Origin of the sequence: Corynebacterium coyleae (assembly GCF_030408635.1) — a bacterium.
GTDB lineage: Bacteria > Actinomycetota > Actinomycetes > Mycobacteriales > Mycobacteriaceae > Corynebacterium > Corynebacterium coyleae.
In genome coordinates this window covers 1,001,489-1,027,370 of record NZ_CP047198.1, presented here as the reverse complement: position 1 = coordinate 1,027,370, position 25,882 = coordinate 1,001,489, and the positions used below count along the sequence as shown (strand labels likewise).

Here is a 25,882-nt window from a genome sequence, read left to right as displayed (position 1 = left end):
CCACTTTTAGTGTTTGAGCCATGAAGTTGAACGCAAAGAATGCCCTGTCCATGTTCCGCACCTCGCCCACTGTGGATGCCGATGCATACGCCAGTGCCGATTCCTTGGCTGCCGAAATCCGAGACCTCTTCCTCGAGAAGCTGCACGCCATCAACGCGATGATCCACCACCCGCGCTCGCTGTCGCGCCCGGCTGCGACCTGGCGGCCACCAGTGATATCGCTACCCCGGATAGACAACGGTCCGACGTTGTCGCTGGCGGTCACGCGGCGGCGCGTTGGCCCGCGCGCTCGCGCACGTATCCAGGGCTACGGGCAGCGCCACATCCCGGCATACCTGATCGAATTGCGCATTACGGATTCCGCTGGGGTTCCTGTGGACACGTTGCTTGCCGAGTCCTGGGTGCGCGCGGTCATCCCCGATGATGCTGCCCACACCGTCCACGAAATTCCGGGGGCGAAGGCAGCAAGTTACGTCTGGCTCGTCGACGGGGCGTTCACCCCGATCGAGTCGCCCTCCTCCATGTTCGAAGGACTCAGCGCGGCTTAGTCCTCGTCGTCCTCGTCGAAGTCTTCGTCGTCGAGATCCTCATCATCCTCATCATCGAGGTCCTCGTCGTAGTCTTCGTCGTCTTGGCCGAAGATGTCGTAGACGTCCGGCTCGTCAATCTCGTCGTCGACTGGAAGCAGCTGCGCCTCCCATTCCTCTGCCTGGTCGGCGGCGAGCGACAGCACGTCAAAGAGGCGGTCGAAGTCGGTGAAGCTGCCCAGCTCGAGCTTCTCAGCGTCGGCAACTGCCTCATCATGGATGACGTCAAACAGACGTGCGCGGTCCTCCTCAGACAGTTCCGCATCGCCGTCGGACTCCCACAACTCGCCCTCGGCGTCCTCGATGACATCGTCGTAGTCATCCGGGAGTGCAACGAAGGTCACTGTGGCGCTCGGCACGCCGTTGACGGCTTCGACGACGACCTGCAACTCGGCATTCGCGCCCACTTCGGCGCGCACCTGCTGCGGGTTGACGTGGTCCTGGAAGAACTCGAGATCCCCAATGCGCTCGTCCGTGCTTTCCAGCAGGTCGCGCAGCACTGTTACCACCTGGTCGGTCGCCATGTGCTCAGCAACAGCAGTCACCGCTGCCTCCACGGAGAACACCACAGCGACTAAGACGGCCTCAAACTCTTCGTCGTCCTCGTCCACGTCAGCCGCGGCGATGTATACGTTCGCTGCCGGCAGGTGCGGATCAATTTCCACAAACTGCAATTCCAACGCCGCAGACATGGGGACAAACATCGTGTCCCCGCCTACACGCGACTCAATACCGTCGCGGTCCAACGCGGCCGCGATGTCCTCGAAAAAGCTCATGACAGTGGGTTCCTTCCGCATTGACCTTCAGACTGGCTTCAGCCTAGCCACGTTCGCTGACGCGTGCCTGGAATTATCATCGCGGATGTCACAAATCCGTCCGGCTAATTCCCCACTCGCGCATGTCAAACGACTCCCACGCGGTGCGTTGCTCCGCTTTCGGGTCGTATTCCACACGTATGCCGTACTCAAACACCGCAGTCGCACGCCCCGGGTCGTCGCCACGCTTAAACCCATAGCTGGGCCACTCCGTACCAGGTGTGCCGGTGTGGAAGAACTCGCCCCAGTGGTACTGCATGAGCCGGCTGACCTCTTGGAACGTGTCCCGCGGCCCGAAGCGATCCAGTTTGGAGGTCACTGTGGCAAAGGGATCGCCATAGACCGCAACCAGGTCAGCTGCATGAATCGCGCCGAGGCCCAACTTGCGCATCGCGGCAGATGCGTAGGCGAACCGATACATATAGGTCGGCGCAACCATGCGGTGCGCGGTGGCCAGGATGACACTCGGGGCCCAGAACACGGCGTCTGCCATCAACTCCGCAAAGTCGCCGCGTGCGCCGACATCGTCGTACGCCTCGATGACATCCAGCGCATTGTCCGGGTCAAACACGTTCAACGCCCGGCGCGCAGCACGTTGGCGCTGGCGGGAGGTTTGGTAGATGGCTTTGGTGAAACTGGCTTCGTCGGAGTTGGTTCCCACGATCAGTGGCACGCGGGCTTGCTCGCCAGCGTTGAACGTGTCAATGGGGTGTTGGGGCAGGCTGGCACTGTCCAGGGTGGGCATGAAGCTGATGTTGAATTGCAGCGCTTCCTTGCTGTTAAACATCAGTGATTGCCCGGCGCGCACGAGGGTTTCTGCGGGGATGTCGCGCAGCTGGTCAAGGGTGGTGTCTGGTGCGAGCCCGAGTTTCCTGATGAGGGCTTGGACCCACCTGGCGGCTTGGCGCCTCGAGTGGACGCTGGCCGGTGGCGGGGACTGCGCGATTGCGCGGTGGAACAGGCCGCGGGCATCGGGTGCGCACATGAGATGCAGCACGGCAGCACCGCCTGCCGATTCGCCCATGATGGTCACAGCATCTGGGTCGCCGCCGAAGGCTGCGATGTTGTCCCGGATCCACCGCAGGGCGAGGATCTGGTCGCGGATAGCGGGGTTGGCCACGCAGTCGTCGCCAAGCGATCGCACATCGAGGTAGCCGAGCACGCCGAGGCGGAAGTTTAAGGAGACGTAGACAATGTTCGTCGCGGCGGTGAGGCGATGACCTTGGAGGACTTTTTCGTGGCTGGCGCCGGTGACAAAAGTGCCGCCGTGGAAACAGACAACGACAGGCAAGACCTCATCAGTGTCGGGCCTGACGATGTCTAAGTTGAGGCAGTCCTCCGAACCAAGCACCGTGCCACGGATGCCGAAGGTGCCTTGCATGGCGGGTGGGCCGAAGCGTGTGCAGTCGCGCACCCCAGGCCAGGGTTGGACGGGTTTCGGTTCGCGGAACCGGTGAGTACCAGCGGTGTTGGCGCCGAATGGCACGCCACGCCAGGTGCGCATTCCGGTGTGCGGGTCGACTTGACCGCGCACGGCTCCGGCCGTTGTCTGTACGACTGGTTGGCGGCGCGCATTCATGCGTTCAAGCCTAGAGCGTTTCCGCCCGGTCTTCCCGGGATATGAAGTCGTTCTATGCTGTACCAATTACCCATCGCCAGTTCACGGCAGGAGGATAAACGTGTTCGGTAAAAAGAAATCAGCACAGACCGACGAGACGGAGCTCCGCAAGGAAATCGAGGTCGCGCTGCAGGAAAATTCAGCGCAGCTGGAAAAGGACGCGGGCAAACTCGGTCGTGTTTTCATCGGCGCGGTGGACAAGGCCGTGCGACTGCAGACCTCTGTGATCCGCGGATATGTAGATTGGTTGCGCCGCGACAACCCGGATAAGTCGCCGGCACAGATCCAGGCGATTATGGATAAGCATCTAAAGAACACCGTCACGGGCACCGGTGCCGGTGTGGGTGCCGCTGCGGCAGTACCAGGCGTTGGCCTGTTCACAGGTGCTGCTGCTGTGGCCGGCGAGTCCGCCCTCTTTCTGGATCTCGCGGCGTTTTACGCCATGTCCTCGGCATATTTGCGTGGCGACGACATCTCCGACGCCGAGCACCGCCGCGCCATCGTGCTGACCACGCTGATGGGTACGAAGGGTCTAGCAATCGTGGATACGCTGCTCGGCGAAAACTCCCGCAAGCTGCCTGGCAAGGCCACCCTGTCGCGCTTTTCTGGCCCGACGCTCAATGAGACCAACAACGTGCTGCAGCGCATGGCTATGCGTTCGCTGCGTCGTTCCATGCGTCGCGCCTGGCTGGGCAAGATGCTGCCGCTCGGCCTGGGCGCAGTTGCCGGTACCACGGTGAACCGCAAGCTGGCCGGCAACATCATCGATAACATTCAGCAGGCCCTCGGCCCGGTGCCGCTGCAGTTTGCCACCCCGCTCGAGCCCGAAGACAAGGCCGACGAGACCGGTCGCATCAAGGGTGGCTTCAACCCGAAGGAATTCGCTGCGTGGATTTTGAAGATCTTCCGCGACGGCAAAGACAGTAGCGGGAAGGACAGCGACGACAAGGAACATGAGGACCACTAGCCCACTTCTTACTCAATCGCTCAAGGCGAACCGCGCGCCTGCCGCCGTCGCGTTCGCTGCTGCCATCTTGGCCGCGCTCACCCGCGTGGCCGAGCCCGCTCTTACTGGCCAAGCGATTGATATTGCCACCGGGAATGCAGACGGTTCCGTTGCCGGCGTGGCGTGGCTGATGGTGGCAGTCGCAGCGGCCACCTACGTCCTGAGCATCATCCGGCGCACCACCTCCGGTCGCCTTGCAACGACCTCGCAACACTGGTTGCGCACCAAGATCCTGCGCACGCTGCACCGCCTGGACGGGCCGGGACAGGACAAGATCGTGACCGGCCAGATTGTCTCGCGCTCGATCTCGGATCTGAACATGTACCAGACGGTGCTGGACACTCTGGCGATGATGCTCACGCGCATCGTGCAACTGGTAGCCACCTTGATCGTCATGCTGAGCATGGACGTCGCACTGACCGCGATGTCGCTGGCGCTGCTGCCCGTGCTCCTGTGGGAGGCCAACCGGTCGCGCAAAACGCTCTACGCAGCAACGTGGGTCAACCAGCACGCCACCGCAGAACTTGCAGAACACGTCGAACAAACCGTCTCCGGCGTGCGCGTGGTCAAGGCGTTCGGACAAGAACAGCGAGAGATCGACCAGCTCGACAACCTTGGTCGCCACCTCTACGCGGTAAAAATGCGGGCGGCGAAACTCACCGCACGCTTCCAGCCGATGCTCTCCCAACTGCCCAAGGTGGCGCTGGTGGTCACCATCATCGCCGGCGGCATGCTCGCCATCCACGGAAGGATCTCCATCGGCCAGTTCGTCGCATTCACCGCGTACCTGACCACGATGACGTCCGCCCTTTCCATGCTGACCAACCAGTACGTCCGCATGCAGATGGGCATGAGCTCCTTCGACAGGCTCGCGGATGTGCTGGCACTCGCACCTGAAGAGTCCACCGTGAATTCCACCGTGAATTCCACCGAAAACTTGCCTGCCGAACCCGGCCTGCACTTTAGCGACGTGCACTTTTCCACCGGCGGCCACAACGTCTTAAACGGCTTCACCCTTTCGGTCGCGCCGGGCGAGACCGTTGCAATGGTCGGCCCGCCCGGCGCGGGCAAAACCATGGCGGTGCAGCTAGCTGGCGGGTTCTACGCCCCGGATACGGGCACGGTCACCGGTGGCGATGTGGTCTGCGTTTTCGACGACGCCTTCCTTTTCTCTTCCTCCGTGCGCGACAACATCGCCATGGGGGCTGCCGATTACATGTCGCCGGACGAACTTGATGTCGCGGTGCGTGAGGCGGCACGTCTCGCCCTGGCAGACGAGTTCATCGAGCGCCTCCCCGACGGCTACGACACCCAGGTCGGTGAGCGTGGCCTCACACTTTCCGGCGGCCAGCGCCAGCGCATCGCACTCGCCCGCGCGCTCATGTCAAAACCAAAGGTGCTCGTGCTTGACGACGCCACCAGCGCCATCGACTCCATCAACGAAGCCAACATCTTGGCCAACCTGCGCGAGGCACTCAGCGACATCGCAGTGCTGACCGTGGCCCACCGCCAATCAACGGTGGATCATGCGGATCGGGTAGCGGTGGTGCGCGGTGGGGTCGTCGTCAAGCAAGGGCCCCGCGACGAGGTCATGGCAACCGACGAGTATCGCGCCTCCATGGACCCCGAGTCCGAAACGCTGTACGAGGAGGTTGGCGACCTGTGGCCCGAGGTGGACACCGAACCCCAGGAGCGCGTGATCGTGCCGACGAGCGGGCGCGCCTCCACCATCAACGCCACCCCGGAACTGCTCGCGCGTGTGGAGCGCCTCCCGGAAGCGCGCGAACTGCCAGATCTGGCCGAGCAGACACTGACCCGCCTGCGCACCCCGTCAAGCGAATTCCACATCCGCGACATGTTCAAGGCCGTGCGCTGGCTCATCGCAGGCACCGTCGCCCTACTCATTGTGGGCGTGCTGGCGGACTTGGCCTTCCCCACCATCGTGCGCGCCGCCGTGGACCGCGGCATTACCCCAAGTAACCAGGAGAACCTGATCAACGCGGGGCTCATTGCACTCGGTGTGATCGCGATCGCCTGGGCCTCGGATGCACTGATGACTGTCCTGTCGTCGCGCTCCGGCGAACGCCTCCTCTACGGGCTGCGGCTGCGCTCCTACGCACACCTGCAGCAACTGGGCTTGAATTACTTCGAATCGCGACTGTCCGGCAAGATCATGACGCGCATGACCACGGACATCGACACCTTGTCGAGCTTCCTACAAACCGGGCTTGCCCAGGCGATTGTCGCCGTCGGCTCGCTCGTGGGCGTGATCGTCATGCTGGTCGCCACCGACGGCGAACTCACCCTCATCGCGCTGACCGCCGTCCCAGTGATTGTCGCCGCTACCTGGGCGTTCAGAGTCCTCTCCAAGCGCTACTACCAAGCCTCACGCGAACACATCTCCACGGTCAACGGCGAGTTCGCGGAACTCATCGGCGGCATCCGCACCACCCAAACCCACCGCGCGCAGACCCACTTCGAAGCACACTTCACGGCCCTAAGCGACGAATACCGCCGCCTGCGCATGCGCTCCGTCACCCTGGTCGCGCTGTACTTCCCAGGCATGCACTTCATCTCCCAAACCATGACCGCCGTCATCGTCGGCTTTGGCGCGGGACGCATCGCCGACGGATCACTGTCCGTCGGTGTGCTCGTTGCATTCACCATGTACCTCGGCCAGCTCTACGGCCCTATCCAGCAGCTTGGCCAAATCTTCGACTCCTGGCAGCAAGCCACCGTCAGCTTCGACCGCATCCGCGCACTCCTTGCCCAGCGCACCACCGTCCCCGATACCGGCACCAACCCGGGTGCTCACAGCGCCGCAAGTGGGCCATTGCTTTTCGACGACACCACCTTCTCCTACTCCGCCTCCACCGATACAGACGCCTCCCCCGTGATCGACCACATGGACCTGACCATCGAGCCAGGTACCACCGTGGCACTCGTCGGCCCTACCGGCGCAGGCAAATCCACCGTGGTCAAACTGCTCGTCCGGTTCTACGACCCCACCTCCGGTGAGGTGCGCGCATCCGGCACAAACATCGCGGAGTTCCCGCTTGCAGACTGGCGCCGCGCACTCGCCCAGGTCCCACAGGAGTCCTACCTCTTCCCTGGCACCGTCGCAGACAACATCGCCTACGGCGCGCCGGGCGCGACCCCAGAGGAGATCGAGGCGGCGGTGAACCGCATTGGCGCGCTCGGTGTCGTCGATACGATCCCCGGCGGCTTCAACGCGCGCGTCGGTGAACGCGGCCGAGGCTTGAGTTCCGGGCAGCGCCAGATCATCGCACTCGCACGCGCGGAGATGCTCTCCCCTGCCGTGCTGCTTCTCGACGAAGCCACCGCCACCCTTGATCCCGCAACCGAACGCGCGGTACTCGACGCCGCCGACCGCGCAACCTCGGGCCGCACGTCAGTGGTCGTCGCACACCGCCTCGCAACCGCTGCGCGGGCCGACCGAATACTCGTCATCGACGAAGGACGTATCATTGAGGACGGTTGCCACGAGGACCTCCTCACCGCCGGCGGTAGGTATGCCCAAATGTGGGCTGCCAACCGCTAACGGGGGTGAAAGACGGAAACCCCGTGGACAGGAACAACCCAAGTTCGCGCCATATCAGCGCGGACGATTACAGTCAAAGAAACGTTCCGCGAAATCGAAACAGAAGGAAGGCGAGAACCTGCCGTGAGCAGCGAAAACACGTTCGGCCAGAACAGCTGGCTGGTTGACGAGATGTTCCAGCAGTACAAGGACGACCCGAACTCGGTCGACGCCGAATGGCGTGAACTGTTTGAGAAAAAGGGTGCACCGAAGACCGCTAATGGCACGTCCAACGTCACCCCTTCGCAGGCAGGTGCAAGCCAGGCGAAGACCGACCCGAAGGTTGCCCGTTCCACCGGCGCACCTTCGCAGGATGGTCGCGAGACCAAGGTCGACGAGGCCGCAGCAAAGGTCTCTAACCGCCCGCAGCGCACCCTGCCGAAGCCGAAGGCCTCCCCGCTGGACAAGATCGCACAGGTCGAGGTCGAGCCGGGCGAGTTCCAGCTCAAGGGCGCATTCCGTGCGATTGCGAAGAACATGAACGAGTCGCTCGAGGTGCCGACGGCGACGACCGTGCGAGACATGCCGGTCAAGCTCATGTTTGAGAACCGCGCGCTGATTAACGACCATCTCAAGCGCACCCGTGGCGGCAAGGTCTCCTTCACCCACATCCTGGGCTACGCCATCGTCCTGGCGACGAAGCTGCACCCGGACATGAACAAGAACTACAAGGAGGACGGCAACAAGTCCTTCGCCATCCAGCCAGAGAACGTCAACCTCGGCCTGGCTATCGACCTTCCGGGCAAGAACGGTTCCCGCTCCCTCGTCGTCGCTGCGATCAAGGAGTGCGAGAAGAAGTCCTTCTCCGAGTTCGTTGACGCATACGAGGACATCGTCGCTCGTGCACGCGACGGCAAGCTGACCATGGATGACTTCTCCGGTGTCACCATCCAGCTCACCAACCCGGGCGGCATCGGCACCCGCCACTCCATCCCGCGCCTGACCAAGGGCCAGGGCACCATCGTCGGCGTTGGCGCTATGGACTACCCGGCAGAGTTCGCCGGCGCTTCCGAGGACCGCCTCGCTGAGCTCGGCGTTGGCAAGCTGGTCACGCTGACCTCCACCTACGACCACCGCGTCATCCAGGGTGCAGAGTCCGGCGAGTTCCTGCGCGACATTTCGCAGCTGCTTATCGACGACAAGTTCTGGGACGAAATCTTCCAGTCCATGCAGATCCCGTACTCCCCGCTGCGCTGGGCACAGGATCTTCCGAACACGGGCATCAACAAGGACACCCGTGTCATGCAGCTCATCGAGGCATACCGCTCCCGCGGCCACCTCATCGCTGACACCAACCCGCTGCAGTGGCACCAGCCGGGCCTGCCGAAGCCGGATTCCCGTGACCTGCTCATGGAAACCCACGGCCTGACCCTGTGGGACCTGGACCGCACCTTCCACGTCGGTGGCTTCGGCGGCAAGGAGCAGATGACGCTGCGCGAGGTTATGGCGCGCCTGCGCTCCTCCTACACCCTCAAGGTCGGCTCCGAGTACTCCCACATCTTGGACCGCGACGAGCGCGAATGGCTGCGCGACCGCGTCGAAGCTGGCATGCCCAAGCCGACCGGTGCAGAGCAGAAGTACATCCTGCAGAAGCTCAACGCCGCTGAGGCCTTTGAGAACTTCCTGCAGACGAAGTACCTCGGCCAGAAGCGCTTCTCCCTCGAGGGCGCAGAGACCCTCATCCCGCTGATGGACGCCATCATCGACACCGCTGCAGGCCAGGGCCTGGAAGAGGTTGTCATCGGCATGCCGCACCGTGGCCGCCTGAACGTCCTGTTCAACATCGTGGGCAAGCCAGTTGCAACGATTTTCAACGAGTTCGAAGGCAACATGCGCGCAGCCCAGCAGGGTGGCTCCGGCGACGTGAAGTACCACCTCGGCTTCGAGGGCGAGCACATCCAGATGTTCGGCGACGGCGAGATCAAGGTCTCCCTGGCTGCGAACCCGTCCCACCTTGAGGCAGTCGACCCGGTGCTCGTCGGTATGGCGCGCGCCAAGGAAGACCAGATCAAGGCCACCAAGGGCCGCGAAGACCACCCGGTCGTTCCGCTTATGCTCCACGGCGACGCATCGTTCACCGGTCTGGGCATCGTCCAGGAGACCCTGAACCTGTCCCGCCTGCCGGGCTACACCGTCGGCGGCACCATCCACATCGTGGTGAACAACCAGATCGGCTTCACCACCACCCCGGATTCCGGCCGTTCCTCCTACTACGCCACCGACCTGGCCAAGGGCTTCGACTGCCCGGTGTTCCACGTCAACGGCGACGACCCGGAGGCAGCCGCATGGGTTGCGCAGCTCGCTACCGAGTACCGCCGCGAGTTTGGCAAGGACGTCTTCATCGACCTCATCTGCTACCGCCTGCGCGGCCACAACGAGGCTGATGACCCGACCGTGACCCAGCCGGTCATGTACGAGCGCATCAACAACCACCCGTCGGTGCGTACCCGCTACACCCAGGACCTCATCGGCCGTGGCGACATCACCCAGGAAGACGCAGAGAAGGCCGCACAGGACTTCCACGACCAGCTCGACGCCGTCTTCACCGACGTGAAGTCCGAAAAGGGCCAGCCGAGCGAGCAGACCGGTATCACCGATTCCCAGAAGCTCACCCGCGGCCTGGACACGAACATCTCCGAAGAGCAGTTCAAGCGCCTCGCAGACGCGTACGCCAACCTGCCGGAGGACTTCACCCCGAACAAGCGTCTCAAGTCCGTCCTGTCCAAGCGCGGCGGCTCGTTCACCGACGGCGACATCGACTGGGGCTGGGGCGAACTGCTCGCCTTCGGTTCCCTGGCTGAGCAGGGCAAGTTCGTCCGCCTCGCCGGTGAGGACTGCCAGCGCGGTACCTTTACCCAGCGTCACGCAGTGCTGTACAACCCTGACAACGCCGAGCCGTTCAACCCGCTCGACCACAACGCGCAGGAAGCCGGCAACGGCGGCCAGTTCCAGGTCTACAACTCCGCACTGACCGAGTACGCAGGCATGGGCTTCGAGTACGGCTACACCCTTGGCAACAAGGACGCCGTCGTCGCTTGGGAAGCACAGTTCGGCGACTTTGCCAACGGCGCCCAGACGATTATCGACGAATACCTGTCCTCCTCCGAGACCAAGTGGGGCGAAGTGTCCTCCCTGATCTCCCTGCTGCCGCACGGCTACGAGGGCCAGGGTCCGGACCACTCCTCCGCACGCATCGAGCGCTACCTGCAGCTCGTCGCCGAAGGCTCCATGACCATCGCCCAGCCGTCCACTCCGGCTAACCACTTCCACCTGCTGCGTCGCCAGGCTCTCGGCGAGATGAAGCGTCCGCTGGTCGTCTTCACCCCGAAGTCCATGCTGCGCAACAAGGCAGCAGTGTCCCAGCCGTCTGACTTCATCGAGGTCAACCGCTTCCAGTCCGTCATCGACGACCCGAACTTCGTCGAGCGTGGCAACAAGAAGATCGCCGACACTGACAAGGTGAAGACCATCATGCTGTGCTCCGGCAAGATCTACTGGGAGCTGGACAAGAAGCGTCAGAAGGACGGCCGCGACGACATTGCGATCGTCCGCGTGGAGATGCTCCACCCGATCCCGTTCAACCGCCTGTCGGATGCGTTCAAGAACTACCCGAACGCCAAGGAGATCCGCTGGGTTCAGGACGAGCCGGCAAACCAGGGCGCATGGCCGTTCTACAACGAGCACCTGCGCACCCTGATCCCGGACATGCCGGAAATGGTCCGCGTGTCCCGCCGTGCACAGTCCACCACCGCAACCGGTGTGGCCAAGGTGCACCAGCAGGAAGAAAAGCAGCTGCTTGAGGAAGCATTCGCTGACTAACCTGCACACCTAAAAACTCCGGCCCGGCTTGTGAAAAGCCGGGCCGGAGTTTTTGCTATGTGGTTATTTGGACGCAGAGTCCGGGTCGATCACATCCTCCGGGTCTGCCGGGGTGTCCTGGTGGACGTCGATTTGGGCGTATTCGATCATCCACTCCGCAATCGCATCCTCCACCGTGGCACCCTTGTCCACTTCTTCCGCCATCTCCTCGAGACGGTCAGTGGACAGCACGCGGGTGATGAAGTTCAGGCGGTTGATCTCACCGCGGTCGAAGGTGCCTTTATGGAACACCGGGATGACGTTTTGCGACAGTTCGCTCTCTCCGCACGCTTGGGCGGGTGACGGGTCGACGGTGCGCATATCCCCCGGCATGGCGGCGACAGCGGCCCCATAGACCTCGTCGGTATATGCGCCATCGGTAACATCGCCGCCCGCTAGCTCCTTGGCGGCCTTCGGGTCCGACTCTTCGAGCAGACGCCCAGTGCACGTGACGACGAAGTCAATCGGCTGCTCACGCAACACCTCAAGCGTCGGCGCGTCATCCAGCCCCGTCACTGAGGTCACGCTCGTCGGCCGACCTTGTCCTTTGAGGACGCGGCTGTAAATCTCCCCCAGCACGATCTGTTCGTTGGAGGCGCCGTCGATAGCAATGGCGATGTCAGCCTTCTCCGGGCGCGCCTGGGTGTAAATGTTGTCCTCTGACGCGCAGCTAGAAAGCGCAACCGCGGCTGTGCACATGGCTGCGGCTGCAACGAACTGGTGGTGTGTCTTCATGGTCTGCTACTCACCGATGACGTTGTCAGAGCCGGGAGTGCGACCGCCGGCTTGTGCGATCATGTCGCGGGCCTGCGGCGCAGCATCCGGCTCACACAGCACGTCGTAGCGGCCAGCCACGATGGTGGTTGCAGACGCGAAGTCGCGCTTGCCACCGGTAAATGCGTACGCCACTGCGGAGGCCACAGCACCGAAGATCGCACCGATGACAATGGCCCACACGAACATGCTCAGGCCAGCGCCCGGAACAGAGATCAACGAGAGCAGCAGGCCGAAGAACAGGCCCATCCACAGACCAGACAGCGCACCGGTGCCCAGTACCTTCGGCCAGGTGAGTCGGCCAGTGATTTTCTCTACCTGCATCAGGTCTACGCCGACGATGGAAAGTTTCTCTACAGGGAATTCTCTGTCGGACAAGTTGTCCACTGCGCGTTGAGCCTCGGCGTAGGTGGTGAAGCTGCCAACTGGCCAGCCGGTAGGCACTTCTGTTGCGCCGAGAGCCTTGTTCAACGACGGGTTCATGGGTTGAGTCATGTTGCGTAGTGTATCGGGATTCCAAAATCACCCAGGAACGGCCGTATAATTCGGTGGCAATGGCTACTGAACATCAGATTTTGGAAAGCGATGTCCACGAGGCGCTTTCGCGCGTTGAGGATCCGGAGATCGGCAAACCGATCACGGAGCTCGACATGGTGGAATCGGTCACCATCGACGGCAACGATGTTGCGGTCGGTATTTATCTCACGATCGCGGGCTGCCCCATGCGCGACACCATCGAGTCGAATGTACGCGCCGTGGTCGAGGAGCTCGACGGGGTTGGCAACGTGAGCGTCACGCTGCACACCATGAGCGACGAGCAGCGCCGAGCGCTTGCCCAGAAACTTCGTGGCGAGCAGACCGGCCCGGCTATCCCGTTCGCAGATCCGGATACGCGCACGCGCGTTATCGCGGTGGCTTCCGGCAAGGGTGGCGTGGGTAAGTCGTCGATGACGGTCAACCTGGCTACCGCGATGGCAGCCCAGGGCCTGACGGTGGGCATTGTGGATGCTGATATCTACGGCCACTCCGTGCCAGGCTTGATGGGTTCTGAGGAGCAGGGCCCCACGCTTGTCGACGAAATGATCATGCCCCCTATCGCCCACGGCGTCCGTCACATCTCGGTGGGACAGTTCGTAGAAGGCAACGCCCCTATCGTGTGGCGTGGTCCGATGCTCACCCGTGCGATCCAGCAGTTCTTGGGTGACGTGTACTGGGGCGACCTGGACGTGCTGTTTATGGATTTGCCGCCGGGAACGGGTGATGTTGCGATCACCGTCGCACAGTTGGTGCCAAACGCGGAGCTGCTGATCATCACCACCCCTCAGGCTGCGGCAGCCGAAGTCGCGGAGCGCGCCGGCACGATTGCCCAGCAGACTGATCAGAAGATCGCCGGCGTGATCGAAAACATGTCGGGCATGACCATGCCGGACGGCACGGTACTCAACATCTTCGGCGAGGGCGGCGGCGAGCACGTCGCCGAGCGCCTGACCCAGCTGACCGATTCCGATGTGAAACTACTCGGCTCCGTGCCACTGGACCCGAAGCTGCGTGAACACGGCGATACTGGCACCCCGGTTGTCATCTCCGATCCGGAGTCGCCGGCGGCCAAGGCGGTGCTTGAGATCGTCGACAAGCTAAAGGTGCGCCCGAACTCACTGGCAGGCAAGAGCCTGAACCCGCAGGTTAAATAACGTCCTCCCAGGAGAACCCTTTGCGCTCCGGCTGCGTACCGCGCGGCTCGGGGCGCATTTGTTGTTGCGGCGGCGCCTGTGGTGGTGTCTTCGGCGCTGGAGGCTCGCTGGGGTCGTCGTCTTCGAACAACACCTTCGCCATCGCACGCTTCGGCCCCATCGCCGCATAGCGCGAGACAGTATCGATCGGCTTCTTAAACTCCTCGAACTCCCCCAGTTCACCATTGAGTTCCGCCTTGGCGTTGTTGATCGCTTTCTTGGCCGCATAGATCGCGGCGCGCACATCCTCGACGACAGAAGGCAGGCGTTCGGGCCCGATCACGATCAACCCGATGATCAGGATGAAGAAAATCTCGCCCCAACCGATGCTAGAAAACACCTAACTCACCTTACTCACGGTGCGTCAGCGAGCGAATCACAGACTCCACTCGGCTCCGGATCCCCTTGGGGGTTTCGGGGGTGTCGGTCACGTCTTCGTCGCAAAGCATCGCCAGTCGCTCCACAAGCGACGCCGGGGCGTGCATGTCGGAGGAATTACACACCTGCAGACGCTGCGACGTCCCCCGCTGCGCCTGAACTTCCTCACAACACTCCCCACACAACCGCAGGTGCCGCTCGGCGCGCACGGTGGCAGCCTTGGACAACTCGCCGTCCACATAGGCGGCAATCGCCTCCGGATTGAGATGATCGGTGGAGTTAAACCTGGTCACGGCGCCGACTCCTTCCCTGCTACCGGGCGCGGATAAGTTCCTTCGCGGCGGCGCTGTGGAGGGCTTGCTTCTCCAACGACTCGCGCATCTGCGCGCGACCACGGTGGATACGCGATCGTACAGTACCCATCTTCACTCCGAGGGTTTCAGCGATCTCCTCGTAGCTCATCCCCACCACATCACACAGGACCACGGCCACGCGGAACTCCGGCTTCAGATCGTCCAACGCCTTCTGCAACGCAGGGTCCAGGTTGGTCACGGAGTACGCATCTTCCGGGGTCATGTCGGTGCCGGGCACGCGCTCGTAATCCTCGGGCAGGGCCTCCATGCGGATCTTGGCGCGACGACGAACCATATCCAAAAACAGGTTCGTGGTGATGCGGTGCAGCCACCCCTCGAATGTTCCAGGCTGGTACTGCTTCACGTTGCGGAACACACGCATGAACGTCTCTTGCGTAAGATCTTCCGCGTCGTGCTGATTACCGGAGAGGCGAAACGCCAGGCGGTAGACACTGTCGGCATGTTCTTTCACCAGTTCAGACCAGGTCGGCATTGCTGCCTGGCCTGCGTCAAACGCTGCGGTACCGGTGAGTGGAACGTCAGTGCTCATGCGCAACAGTTTCGCAGACTCACTGCCCCAAAGCCAGCCAACCAGTTAACAGAATCCTGTGAACGCAACACGGCTATGATGTGGCGTGTGAGTGAGACCGCATTTACCCAGATGAACTCGTACCTCGCCGCCCGTTCCACCGAAGGCGGCCACCTTTCCAACCAGGTTGCGGAAGCTTTGCGCGCAGCGCGCGAGGACGCTGCCGAAAACGGCACCCCGGCACCCAGCCCGGTGGTCGGCGACCTGTTGACGGTGCTCGCGGCGGCAACCCCGAACGCATCCCAGGGTGCGGTTGCGGTGACCCCGGCCGCCGGTGTTGTGGGCTTGCACCTGCTCGCAGGCCTGCCGGAGAAGGCCACCATGACCTGCATCGAGCCGGAAGCCGCACTGCAGGCCGGCGCGAAGGAAGCGGTGCGCAACGCAGGGTTTAGCCCGTCGCGTGTGCGTTTCCTCACCGCACGTCCCCTCGAAGTGATGGGGCGCTTGGCTAACGACGCCTACCAGATCGTCTACGCAGACGTCTCCCCCGTCGAACTGCGCCCGCTCATCGAGGCCGCCTGGCCGTTGCTGGCCCCGGGCGGCACGTTGGTGCTTGCAGGTTCGCTTCTCGACGGCACCGTGGCCGACCCCACCCGCCGCGACCGCGAAACAGAGGCCGCCCGTGAGGCGGATGAGTTCGTCGATACGCTGACTGCCGAGCGAGGCGCCGCGGTGGCGCGTCTGCCGCTTGACGGCGGCCTGACGCTGATCACCAAAATCGGCTAAACAACTTCGCTCTTACCGACGACCACAACACCCCCGTCGGACACCGTGAACCGCTCGCGGTCGCGCTCCGTGTTCACACCGACCGTCTCCCCATCGGAGACGTAAACGTTCTTGTCCAGGATGCAGTGGCGCACCACCGCGCCCTTGCCCACGCGCACACCCGGCATGAGCACAGAGCCCTCCACCGTCGCGCCTTCTTCGATGCGCACGTCGGTGGACAGCACCGAGTTACGCACCGTCGCACCGGAAATGATCGAGCCGGACGCCACAATGGACTCCTGCGCAATACCACCGAGGACGAACTTTGCCGGGGGCAGGTTGTCGTCGTCAGTCGCGTGGATCGGCCACGCCTTGTTGTACAGGTTGAACACCGGGTGCGAGGAAATCAGATCCATGTGGGCCTCGTAGAACGAATCAATCGTGCCCACATCGCGCCAGTAGCCGCGGTCACGATCGGTTGCGCCCGGCACGCCGTTGATGGAGAAGTCGTACACATTCGCCTCGCCCTGCGCGACGAAGTACGGGATGATGTCGCCGCCCATGTCGTGGCTGGAATCCTCGTTCTGCTCGTCCTCCAGCAGCGCCTGGATTAGCGCCTCGGTAGAGAAGCAATAGTTGCCCATCGATGCGAACGTCATCTCCGGATCGTCCGGGGTACCCGGTGGGTCGGCCGGCTTTTCCAAAAACTCGGTGATCGTGCCGTCATCGTCGGCCTGGATGCAACCGAACGCGCTCGCCTCCGCACGCGGCACGCGAATGCCTGCCACGGTGGCAGCCTTACCCGAAGCGATGTGATCTTCAACCATCTGCGACGGATCCATCCGGTAGACGTGGTCCGCGCCAAAGACCAAGACGTAGTCAGGCATGTCGTCGTAAATGAGATTCAGCGACTGCACAATCGCATCCGCCGACCCGTTGTACCAACGCTTCCCGCGACGCTGCTGCGCCGGCACCGACGCAATGTACTGCTGCGTTGGCCCAGAAATGTTCCACGCCGTAGCCACATGGCGGTCCAGAGAGTGCGACTTGTACTGCGTCAACACCGCAATGCGCATATAGCCGGCGTTGACCAAATTCGACAACACAAAATCGATCAAACGGTAGTTGCCGCCGAACGGAACGGCGGGTTTGGCACGGTCAGCCGTCAGGGGAAACAGGCGCTTGCCTTCCCCGCCGGCCAGGACAATGGCGAGAACTCGAGGCTGGCTTTTCATAACCGCAAGGCTAATGCCAATTCCAGGCTCGTGCAGGGATTCCGCAACGTCAGTAGGCTCGGCGGACATGAAGGTAGGAATGCTCACGCGCGAATACCCGCCGGAGGTCTACGGCGGCGCCGGGGTGCACGTCACAGAACTCACGCGGTTCATGCGCGAATTCGCCGACGTCGACGTCCACTGCATGGGCGCCCCACGCGACGCCGCAGGTGTATACGTCCACGGCGTCGACCCCGCACTCGAAGGGGCCAATAGCGCGATCAAAACCCTGTCCACAGGCCTGCGCATGGCCGATGCCGCAGCCGGGCTCGACGTGGTGCACTCGCACACGTGGTACGCAGGCCTCGGCGGCCACCTCGCCGGGCTGCTCCACGAGATCCCCCACGTGGTCACCGCCCACTCGCTGGAGCCGGACCGCCCGTGGAAGCGCGAGCAGCTCGGCGGCGGCTACAACGTGTCGTCCTGGTCGGAGAAAAACGCGATGGAAAACGCCGACGCGGTCATCGCCGTATCTGCCGGAATGAAAGATGCCATTTTGCGCGCCTACCCGCGTATCGACGACTCCCGCGTCCACGTCGTCCTCAACGGCATCGACCCCGCCAACTGGTACCCGGACACCGGCACCATCGCCGACGAACTCGGCATCGACACCACACGCCCAGTCGTCGCGTTTGTCGGGCGCATCACCCGCCAAAAAGGTGTCGCCCACCTGCTCAAAGCAGCGCAGCTTTTCGACGACGACGTCCAGCTCATCCTCTGCGCCGGCGCCCCCGACACCGAGGAGATTGCTGCTGAGACGCGTGGGCTCGTCGAAAAGCTACAAGCGCAGCGTGACGGCGTGTTCTGGGTTCAAGACATGCTGCCCGCCGAAAAAGTACGCCAGGTCTACACCATCGCCGACGTCTTCGTCTGCCCATCCGTCTACGAACCGCTGGGCATCGTGAACCTGGAGGCCATGGCGTGCGGCACCGCAGTGGTAGCCTCGCGCGTCGGCGGCATCCCCGAAGTCGTCGTCGACGGCGAAACCGGCGTGCTTGTGGACTACACGCCCGACGACACCACCGACTTCGAACAACTCCTCGCCGAGGCGGTCAACGCTGTCGCCGGCGACAAAGCACGCGCCGCCGCCATGGGCAGCGCCGGACTCACCCGAGCCAAAGAATCCTTCTCCTGGCGCACAATCGCGAAACAAACCGTAGACATCTACAAGGGGTTGATCTGATGACGGTCTACCGTCCCGAACTACACGTCACCGCAGAACGCGGCATTCTCGAAGGCCCAGCCGGCGTATTCCGCATCGGCAGCCGCGAGAACCGCCTGTGGCACATGTTCTACCAGTACCGCCCAACCCCCGACGCCCCGAGCCGCTGGGGCCACGAAGTCAGCGAAGACGACGCATTCAACTGGCTCGACTGCAACGACGTCATCGTCCCCACCGGCGACGAAACCAACATCCGTGCAGGGTCCGTCACCTCCGCGGGCGACGGCGTCAACCTGTACTTCTCCTCCGAAACCCCGGCAGGAAACACCATCCAGATCGCCCACGTTGCGCACGTGGACAGGCTTTACGACGACCTCGACGCCGACGACGCTGACGCTGACGACACTGACGTCTCCGATGCCGCCGAGCGCACCGGCACCGCCGTCGACGACACCGCCGGCGACACCAATTTCCGCTCGCCTTGCGTCGTACCCGCCTGGGACACGGAAGCCGACCGCGACCAAGGCCACGACGGCTGGCTCATGCTCGCCGTGACCGGGCCTGTCACCGACCCCAAGCCGGTCGTCCTCACCTCCCCCGACGGCCGAGACTGGGAGCTGCAAGGCCCGCTCGAGTTCAATGGCGAGACGGGCATCACCCTCGATGCCTCCCTCGTTGCCCCACGCATCGTGCGCCTGCGCGACGAAGTCGACGGCGAAATCCGCGACGTCCTGTTCATCACCCTCGAACGCGACGGCAAAGACACCGCCGTCTACGCCGTGGGCCGGCTGCGGGGCAACGTCTTCGACATCACCACGCCGTTTACGCTTCTCGACTACGGCCACGACTTCACTCGCCCACGCAACACCAACTACCCGCTGGACGAAACCACTGCGGAAAACCGCTACGAGCGCGCCTACCTGCTCGGGTTCATGACCAACACCGACCGCGCCGGCGACCCCACCCTCGAACCCAACTGGGCCACCGAAGGCTGGGCCAACGCCCTCACCCTCCCGCGCCGCGCCACCCTGCAAGGTGGGCGCCTCTTCCAGGTGCCCGCACCAGGCCTGCCAGACGCCGTCAGCGCCACCGACCGCGCCCGCATGTGGGCCGGCCTGTGCGAAATCCCGGCCGGATCCCAGGTCACCCTCGAGGTGCTCGACGGCAACAACGAACCGGCTGCGGTGATCACTCATAACGGCGAGCAGCTCACACTCGACCGCCGCGACGGCTCCCCCGCAACCGCACCGCTTCACGACGACGACGAAGACAACGTCACCGTCATCGTCGACGGCTGCACCCTCGAGGTCTACGCCGGCGGCGGCAGCGTTGTCATGTCGTCGCGCATCTGGCCCGAAGGCGGCTGCAACGGCATCCGCAGCCGCGCCACCGGCGAAGCATCCATCAGCGGCGAGTGGCGCCGCGGATACCCCGCACGTTTCTAAGCCAGCCGGCACGTGAGTCGGCGCATGAGCCGGCACATGAGCTAGGCACAGCAAGAAGGCCCGCATCACGCGGGCCTTCTCCGTTTCTTTAGCGCAGCGTGAGCGAAGCGCCGGCGCGCTACTTCTTGCGCAGGCGGATCAGCTGGGCGCGGGCGGTGACCTCCATCTGCTCCGGGAGGTCCTCGAGTCGCGCGTGCAGCACGTCCTTATCCAGGTGACGCGCCGACGGGCTCATACCCACCTGCGCGGCGATCGCGTCACGGCCCAGATTCATCGGGAACGAAATCAACTCCGGATCGGCCACCGGGGTCAGCCACTGCGCCGACTGCTCGATCAGTCGCGCCACCTTGCCGTCCTCCACCCCGAGGATGCCGAGCGGCTCGCGCAGCTCATCGAGGTGGCCTTGGTCGGCGACGAGGATGACGGCCTCGCCGTCGTCGCTAAGCACACGCGCAAACTCCGCAGGATTCCGCGGCGCGAACACCACGGTCACCACATCAACCGCTCCCGTGCGGATAGGCAGCTGCTCCCACACATCCGCCACAATCGCACCCAAACGCGGATGCGCCTTAGCCAAATGCTTCGCAGCAGGCACCGAAATATCCAACCCCACGCCACGCGCGCCATCAATTAGGTCCAGCGTGTGCGCGAGGTAGTAGCCGGTTCCGGCACCGGCCTCCAGAATCACCGGATCCCGATCGCCCGCGGAATGCTCCACAACATCCGCCACACGATCCGACACCGCCTCCACAAACGGCGCGAAATGGCCATTCGACAGGAACGTTTCGCGGGAGTTAATCATCTCCAGCGAATCGCCCTCATGATTCAGCCCGCGCCCCGACGCGAGCGTGACATAACCCTGCTTGGCTACGTCATAAGAATGCCCCGATTCGGAGACGAGACGACCAAAATCGTCCTCGCCCCGAAGCGGGGTCAGGTCTACCGGGTCCGCGAGTACATCCACGATCTCGTTGAGCATGTGGTGATACTACCGCGTTTGACCGGAACTACTCTCCAGCAGCCTCCGTGAGCAAGCGGCCAAGTTCGCCAGCCTCTTCCTTGCTCAGTTCAATGACGAGGCGTCCGCCACCGTCAGACGGGATACGCATGACGATCTTGCGCGACTCCTCCACCGCTTCCATCGGGCCACTACCGGTACGCGGCTTCATTGCTGCCATCGTCAACACTCCTTATTGCTTTGTTTCCGAAACGTGTTCTTCCGGAGATTCTACCCGTGTTTCCGGCGCAAGGTTGCCGCCCGCCAACTGTTCGATGAGCGCATCGACCTGATCCATGCGGTAACCGCGGTGCACAACCTCGAGCTGAATGTCGCCGAAGTTGCCTTCTTCCACCGCGCGGCGGTTGGCTTCCTTCACCTCTTCTGTTGGTGGCATGGGCGGCAGGGCCTCGCCGCGGCCGAAGACGGTGGCGAACAGTTTCAGGCCAATGATGCTCAGCAGTGCGAGCACCAGGATGAGGATGATCCAGGAAAGCATGCGGGTTAGTTTAGCTGTCGGCCCAGGCGGGGCGCTCGCTGACCTCGACGGGGAATTTTCCCGCGCGCGCGAGAATCGTCTTTGCGACGACATCAGCCATCCCGGCAAGTTCATACAGCGGCCTATTGCGGTGGGTGCGGGGGCTCAGTTGCGCTTGCTGGATGGCTTTTGGGCCGTGGGCGCGGGCGACGTCGATGAGCAAGCCCGCTTCCACGCCGTAGCCTGCGACGAATGGCAGCGAAAGCGCGGTTGAGCGCCGGATGGCGTATTCGCCGGCGAGCGGCTGGTCCACGGCGATCTCCGGGAAGAGGGCGCGCAGGAGGGGTTTCGCGGTCAGTTCGGTCACGCGACCGCCGGCGCCTTCGCGGGTGTAGGAGGCTTTGACGAGGTGGACGGTGTCGTCGATAAATCGCTCGGCGAGCGCGTCGACCCACCAGGGTTCGAGTGAGGTCACGTCGGCGTCGACGAAGACCACCACGTCGCCGCATGCGGCTTTCACGCCGCGCCACAGCGCCTCGCCCTTGCCGGGCCAGGGTGTGCGTGGGTCGACGTCGCGCCAGTTCACCACGGTTGCCCCGGCTGCGGCGGCGCGCTCGGCGGTGCGATCGGTGGAGTCTGAGTCGATGACGATGACTTCGTCCGCTGACGAAGCCACACACTTTTCGACGACCCCACCCACCGTCGCCTCCTCATCCAGCGCAGGAATCACCACACTGATTCGTACATCGGTGCGCATGCCGGCGAGCGTGTCGGCACTCACGCGAGCCCCCGCACAGTGGCAAGCGGTGCCGCGGTGCCCTGGATCGCCTCGATCATGCGGATGACGTCGATGGTCGCCTCGACCTCATGGACGCGAAACGCCGCCACCCCGCGCGCGGCCGCCCACGCGGTTGCTGCGAGGGTGCCGGGCACGCGCTGGGTGATGTCGGCACCGTTGAGGCCACGCCCGACGGTCTCGCCTACGAAATCCTTGTTGGACAGGGCCATGAGGACGGGCCAGCCGGTGGCGACGATTTCGTCGATACGCCGCAGGATCTCCAGCCCGTGGTAGGTGTTCTTGCCAAAGTCGTGCGTGGGGTCAATGAAGATCGCCTCCTCCGGCACGCCGAGGGAGACGGCGCGCTCGGCCAGCGCGGTGGTTTCGGCGATCACGTCGGCGACCACATCGTCGTAATGCACGCGGTGCGGACGGGTGCGCGGCGTGACCCCACCGGTGTGCGAGCAGACGTAACCCACGCGGTGCGCGCCGGCGACCTCAACCAGCTCAGGGTCGAAACCGGCCCACGTGTCGTTGATCAGGTCCGCACCGGCGGCAATCGCCTCTTCGGCCACCGCGGCGCGCCAGGTGTCCACGCTCACCGTCACGTCCGGGTGGCGTTCACGCACTCCGGCGATAAGCGGCACGACGCGATCGATCTCCTCGGCAACAGACACGTCGTCGCCCGGCCCCGCCTTCACACCACCGATATCGATGATGCTGGCGCCGGCGGCAACGGCGTCGTCGGCACGCAATAATGCTTTCTCAATCGCGAACGTCGCACCCTTGTCGTAGAACGAGTCGGGCGTGCGATTCACGATCGCCATGACCTCACTCATCACGCAGACGCTGATCCGTCATCACCTTGTGGGCCTCCACAATGTGCGCCACGGCCTCCTCCACGGAATCAGTCACCAGATACAACTTCTCATCCCCCGGCGAGATCAACCCACGGCCAAGCAACTGCTGCTCGATCCACTCAACCAGCCCAGACCAAAACTCCGTGCCCATGAGCACGATCGGGAAGTTGGTCACCTTGCCGGTCTGCACCATGCACAGCACCTCAAAGACCTCGTCCATCGTGCCGAAACCGCCGGGCAGCGAAATAAACGCCTGCGAGTACTTCAAAAACATCGTCTTGCGGGCGAAGAAGTACCGGAAGTTCAGCCCCAGATCCACCCAGTCGTTCAGGCCCTGCTCAAACGGCAACTCGATGCCCAAACCGACCGACAAACCATCCGCGTTGTGAGCACCCCGGTTCGGCCCCTCCATCAAACCCGGACCGCCACCGGTGATCACGGCGTAGCCCGCCTCCACGAGCGCGCGACCAACCTCGTAGGACAACTGGTACTCAGGCGTGCCCTCGCCAAGACGTGCGGAGCCAAACACCGTCACAGCCTTCGGCAACTCCGACAACGCATCAAACCCAGCCACAAACTCCGACTGGATCCGCATCACACGCCACGGATCCTGGTGCTTCCAGTACCCATCAGACTGCCCCATGGACTCCAACAAACGCTGATCATAGGTCGTGGCCTGCTCAGCCTCATTGCGCAGCGCCATCGGCCCACGCAGCTTCCGGTCGCGGTCCGGGCGGGGGAAATTCAACGGAGCCATATCTCTTACTCGCTTTCAGCACTCAGGTAATCGAGCAACTGCGCCGCCACCTGACGAATCTCATCGACCGGGCACTGCTCGTCCTTCTTATGGGCAAACCCCGGATCGCCAGGCCCAAAGTTCACCGCAGGAACACCCAGGCTAGAAAAGCGCGCCACATCCGTCCACCCAAACTTGGCGCGGAAGTTCCCGCCCACCGCCTTGACCAACCCGGCCGCGACCGGGTCCCCCAGGCCAGGCAACGCCCCCGGCGCGACGTCGTCGTAAATAAGCTCGAGGCCCTCCTCCAGCGCGAGTGTCTCTTCCAAGTGCGCCTTCGCGTCCTCGACGCTGCGATCCGGCGCGTAGCGGAAATTCACGATCAGTCGCGCGTGATCCGGGATCGTATTCGTCGCCACGAAGCCCTCCAGCCCGACGACGTTTAAGCCCTCGCGGTACTCGCAGTCGTCGATAAGCACAGTGCGCGGCTCATACGCCGCGATCCGAGTGAGCACACCCGCAAGATCATGCGCCGCATTATGGCCAAGCCAAGAGCGCGCCGAATGCGCACGCGTGCCATGCGCATCCACAAACACGCGGATCGTGCCCTGACAACCAGCCTCAATGATCGCACCCGACGGCTCACCCAACAACGCAATATCGCCCTGCAGCAACTCCGGATGATCACGCTCAAGGTGATACAGGCCGTTGTATTCCTGCGCCACCTCCTCGCCCTCATAAGCGATCAGCGTCAAATCATGCGCCGCCTTCCCCGGCTGCGCCAACGTGGCAAACGCATGCAAATAACACGCCAAACCCGACTTCATATCCACCGAGCCACAGCCGTGCAAAATACCGTCCGCGAGCCGATGCGGCGTGTTATCAGCCAACGGCACCGTATCAATATGGCCCGCCAACACGACCCGCGAATCCAACCCGAAACTCGTACGCGCCACCACGGTATTACCGAAGCGCTGCACCTCTGCATGCTCAAGGCCACGCAACGCAGCCTCAATGGCGTCCGCGATCGCCTCCTCATGGTGCGACGGCGACTCAATATCCACCAACGCAGCCGACAAAACAACAGGGTCCGCAAAAAGATCTAAGGAAGTCACACCGCGATCCTACGTTTACAATGACGGCCATGTCTTTGGGAGCACACGGCCTCGGAATCGCCAACATCGCCATAGACGGCACAGTGCTCGACACCTGGTACCCCACCCCCAAGCTCACACTTAACGACGACCACCCCACCACCACCCAACGCACCTCCGCCCACAACCTCTCCCCGGAGTTCCTGCGCCTCATCGGCGCCGACCGCGACCGACTCGTCGAAACCGTGCCCGTACGCACCACCATCGCCGACCTCGACGCCCCACCCATCGACGCCCACGACGTCTACCTCCGCCTCCACCTGCTGTCCCACCGCCTCGTCGAACCACTCACCATCAACCTCGACGGCGCCCTCGACCACCTCACCCCCGTCGCCTGGACCAACAAAGGCCCCTGCCTCCCCAACAACTTCGAAACCGTACGCACCAACCTCCGCGCCCGCGGCCCCATCCACGTCTACGGCATCGACCGTCTCCCCCGCATGGTCGACTACGTCGTCCCCACCGGCGTCACCATCACCGAAGCCGAACGCGTCCGCCTCGGCGCCCACCTCGCCGAAGGCACCACCGTCGTCCGCGAAGGCTACATCTCCTACAACGCCGGCACCCTCGGCCCCGCACGCATCGAAGGCACCATCTCCTCCGCAGTCGCCGTCGGCGCCAACACCACCCTCGCCCGCAGCACCGCCCTCATCGCCACCCCCACCAACAACAACGCCCTCGCCCGCCAACCCATGCGCATCGGCGCCAACTGCCACCTCCACCCCACCGCCAGCATCAACGGCATCACCCTCGGCAACAACTGCGACATCGGCGCCGGCATCACCCTCGAACCCCACACCCGAATCTTCGACCCCGCCACCGGAGAAGATTTTCCCGCGGGAAAACTCACCGGCCGCGACAACCTGCGCATCCAACACGAGCCCTACACCACCGCCCCCGTGCTGCGCCCGGCAGAAACCACGCGCACGTAACACACGCATATAAACCGGAAAAGAATGCACTTCACTGCATGTCGAGGTTTAA

The 25,882-nt window shown here is 63.4% G+C and carries 24 protein-coding genes; 9 read left to right on the top strand and 15 right to left on the bottom strand.

Features of this window, described 5'->3' with window-relative positions; all coding sequences use genetic code 11:
* Nucleotides 1-20: 20 nt before the first annotated feature.
* Nucleotides 21-548: a hypothetical protein gene (locus CCOY_RS05080; protein ID WP_244268715.1), complete on the top strand. Its 528-nt coding sequence runs from the start codon at nucleotides 21-23 to the stop codon at nucleotides 546-548.
* Here the strand turns inward: CCOY_RS05080 and CCOY_RS05075 are convergent.
* Together CCOY_RS05075 and CCOY_RS05070 are read right to left on the bottom strand one after the other, a co-directional pair.
* On the bottom strand, nucleotides 545-1,363 hold the full coding sequence (locus CCOY_RS05075; protein ID WP_070569825.1) for a hypothetical protein: 819 nt from the start codon (nucleotides 1,361-1,363) through the stop codon (nucleotides 545-547). The two genes, CCOY_RS05080 and CCOY_RS05075, sit on opposite strands and share 4 nt — an antisense overlap.
* Nucleotides 1,364-1,451: 88 nt before the next feature.
* Complete coding sequence (locus CCOY_RS05070; protein ID WP_070421798.1) at nucleotides 1,452-2,981, bottom strand: carboxylesterase/lipase family protein; 1,530 nt, start codon at nucleotides 2,979-2,981, stop codon at nucleotides 1,452-1,454.
* Between the two features lie 100 nt (nucleotides 2,982-3,081).
* Between CCOY_RS05070 and CCOY_RS05065 the strand changes: the two genes are divergently transcribed.
* The 3 genes from CCOY_RS05065 to CCOY_RS05055 all read left to right on the top strand — a co-directional run bounded on the left by CCOY_RS05065 (nucleotide 3,082) and on the right by CCOY_RS05055 (nucleotide 11,446).
* Nucleotides 3,082-3,987, top strand: coding sequence for a hypothetical protein (locus tag CCOY_RS05065; protein WP_070421797.1), 906 nt, complete (start codon nucleotides 3,082-3,084; stop codon nucleotides 3,985-3,987).
* Nucleotides 3,974-7,588 carry an ABC transporter ATP-binding protein gene (locus tag CCOY_RS05060; protein WP_092102182.1) on the top strand — a complete coding sequence of 1,205 codons (3,615 nt, stop codon included), beginning with the start codon at nucleotides 3,974-3,976 and terminating at the stop codon, nucleotides 7,586-7,588. Before CCOY_RS05065 ends, CCOY_RS05060 begins: the two co-directional genes overlap by 14 nt.
* A 123-nt stretch (nucleotides 7,589-7,711) precedes the next feature.
* Nucleotides 7,712-11,446, top strand: a complete 3,735-nt coding sequence (locus CCOY_RS05055) for a multifunctional oxoglutarate decarboxylase/oxoglutarate dehydrogenase thiamine pyrophosphate-binding subunit/dihydrolipoyllysine-residue succinyltransferase subunit (protein ID WP_092102179.1) — start codon at nucleotides 7,712-7,714, stop codon at nucleotides 11,444-11,446.
* Between the two features lie 63 nt (nucleotides 11,447-11,509).
* Here the strand turns inward: CCOY_RS05055 and CCOY_RS05050 are convergent, their stop codons facing one another.
* Complete coding sequence (locus CCOY_RS05050) at nucleotides 11,510-12,220, bottom strand: type 2 periplasmic-binding domain-containing protein (protein WP_092102176.1); 711 nt, start codon at nucleotides 12,218-12,220, stop codon at nucleotides 11,510-11,512.
* Nucleotides 12,221-12,226: 6 nt separating this feature from the next.
* Nucleotides 12,227-12,754 (bottom strand): YflT domain-containing protein, encoded by a 528-nt coding sequence (locus tag CCOY_RS05045; protein WP_244268714.1) that lies wholly within the window; start codon nucleotides 12,752-12,754, stop codon nucleotides 12,227-12,229.
* A gap of 59 nt (nucleotides 12,755-12,813) precedes the next feature.
* Here CCOY_RS05045 and CCOY_RS05040 point away from each other — a divergent pair, with 59 nt between their 5' ends.
* Nucleotides 12,814-13,950, top strand: coding sequence for an Mrp/NBP35 family ATP-binding protein (locus tag CCOY_RS05040; protein ID WP_092102170.1), 1,137 nt, complete (start codon nucleotides 12,814-12,816; stop codon nucleotides 13,948-13,950).
* On the opposite strand, the gene tatB is transcribed toward CCOY_RS05040, so the two are convergent.
* Genes tatB through sigE form a run of 3 tightly spaced genes read right to left on the bottom strand, consistent with a single transcriptional unit; the run spans nucleotide 13,943 to nucleotide 15,270 of the window.
* Nucleotides 13,943-14,329 carry a Sec-independent protein translocase protein TatB gene (gene tatB / locus CCOY_RS05035; protein ID WP_070829518.1) on the bottom strand — a complete coding sequence of 129 codons (387 nt, stop codon included), beginning with the start codon at nucleotides 14,327-14,329 and terminating at the stop codon, nucleotides 13,943-13,945. The genes CCOY_RS05040 and tatB overlap by 8 nt on opposite strands.
* 10 nt (nucleotides 14,330-14,339) lie before the next feature.
* Complete coding sequence (locus CCOY_RS05030) at nucleotides 14,340-14,660, bottom strand: anti-sigma factor family protein (protein WP_280137900.1); 321 nt, start codon at nucleotides 14,658-14,660, stop codon at nucleotides 14,340-14,342.
* A gap of 19 nt (nucleotides 14,661-14,679) precedes the next feature.
* Entirely contained in the window at nucleotides 14,680-15,270 is a 591-nt protein-coding gene (gene sigE, locus CCOY_RS05025) for an RNA polymerase sigma factor SigE (protein ID WP_070569810.1), read from the bottom strand.
* A gap of 111 nt (nucleotides 15,271-15,381) precedes the next feature.
* Here sigE and CCOY_RS05020 point away from each other — a divergent pair, with 111 nt between their 5' ends.
* Nucleotides 15,382-16,035 carry an O-methyltransferase gene (locus CCOY_RS05020; RefSeq protein WP_070421859.1) on the top strand — a complete coding sequence of 218 codons (654 nt, stop codon included), beginning with the start codon at nucleotides 15,382-15,384 and terminating at the stop codon, nucleotides 16,033-16,035.
* Here the strand turns inward: CCOY_RS05020 and glgC are convergent.
* Complete coding sequence (gene glgC, locus CCOY_RS05015) at nucleotides 16,032-17,249, bottom strand: glucose-1-phosphate adenylyltransferase (protein WP_070829517.1); 1,218 nt, start codon at nucleotides 17,247-17,249, stop codon at nucleotides 16,032-16,034. The genes CCOY_RS05020 and glgC overlap by 4 nt on opposite strands.
* 67 nt (nucleotides 17,250-17,316) lie before the next feature.
* Between glgC and glgA the strand changes: the two genes are divergently transcribed.
* Together glgA and CCOY_RS05005 are read left to right on the top strand one after the other, a co-directional pair.
* A complete protein-coding gene (gene glgA, locus CCOY_RS05010) occupies nucleotides 17,317-18,471 on the top strand; it encodes a glycogen synthase (protein ID WP_167594515.1) in 1,155 nt (384 codons plus the stop codon).
* Complete coding sequence (locus CCOY_RS05005) at nucleotides 18,471-19,895, top strand: GH32 C-terminal domain-containing protein (protein WP_092102160.1); 1,425 nt, start codon at nucleotides 18,471-18,473, stop codon at nucleotides 19,893-19,895. The genes glgA and CCOY_RS05005 overlap by 1 nt, the downstream gene beginning before the upstream one ends.
* Before the next feature lie 118 nt (nucleotides 19,896-20,013).
* Here CCOY_RS05005 and CCOY_RS05000 read toward each other — a convergent pair whose 3' ends face one another.
* The 7 genes from CCOY_RS05000 to dapE are packed head-to-tail and all read right to left on the bottom strand — an operon-like array spanning nucleotide 20,014 to nucleotide 24,859.
* Nucleotides 20,014-20,874, bottom strand: coding sequence for a methyltransferase domain-containing protein (locus tag CCOY_RS05000; protein ID WP_070820552.1), 861 nt, complete (start codon nucleotides 20,872-20,874; stop codon nucleotides 20,014-20,016).
* Nucleotides 20,875-20,902: 28 nt separating this feature from the next.
* Nucleotides 20,903-21,073, bottom strand: coding sequence for a DUF3117 domain-containing protein (locus tag CCOY_RS04995; RefSeq protein ID WP_070421785.1), 171 nt, complete (start codon nucleotides 21,071-21,073; stop codon nucleotides 20,903-20,905).
* A 12-nt stretch (nucleotides 21,074-21,085) separates the two neighbouring features.
* A complete protein-coding gene (locus tag CCOY_RS04990; protein ID WP_070421784.1) occupies nucleotides 21,086-21,391 on the bottom strand; it encodes a hypothetical protein in 306 nt (101 codons plus the stop codon).
* Between the two features lie 10 nt (nucleotides 21,392-21,401).
* Nucleotides 21,402-22,127 (bottom strand): glucosyl-3-phosphoglycerate synthase, encoded by a 726-nt coding sequence (locus CCOY_RS04985; protein WP_070569804.1) that lies wholly within the window; start codon nucleotides 22,125-22,127, stop codon nucleotides 21,402-21,404.
* A 20-nt stretch (nucleotides 22,128-22,147) separates the two neighbouring features.
* Entirely contained in the window at nucleotides 22,148-22,987 is an 840-nt protein-coding gene (folP, locus tag CCOY_RS04980; RefSeq protein ID WP_180952373.1) for a dihydropteroate synthase, read from the bottom strand.
* Nucleotides 22,980-23,765 carry an LOG family protein gene (locus CCOY_RS04975; protein WP_070421783.1) on the bottom strand — a complete coding sequence of 262 codons (786 nt, stop codon included), beginning with the start codon at nucleotides 23,763-23,765 and terminating at the stop codon, nucleotides 22,980-22,982. The genes folP and CCOY_RS04975 overlap by 8 nt, the downstream gene beginning before the upstream one ends.
* 5 nt (nucleotides 23,766-23,770) lie before the next feature.
* Nucleotides 23,771-24,859: a succinyl-diaminopimelate desuccinylase gene (gene dapE / locus CCOY_RS04970; protein WP_092102157.1), complete on the bottom strand. Its 1,089-nt coding sequence runs from the start codon at nucleotides 24,857-24,859 to the stop codon at nucleotides 23,771-23,773.
* A gap of 29 nt (nucleotides 24,860-24,888) precedes the next feature.
* Between dapE and CCOY_RS04965 the strand changes: the two genes are divergently transcribed.
* Nucleotides 24,889-25,830: a 2,3,4,5-tetrahydropyridine-2,6-dicarboxylate N-succinyltransferase gene (locus CCOY_RS04965; protein WP_244268713.1), complete on the top strand. Its 942-nt coding sequence runs from the start codon at nucleotides 24,889-24,891 to the stop codon at nucleotides 25,828-25,830.
* The last annotated feature ends 52 nt before the right edge of the window (nucleotides 25,831-25,882 follow it).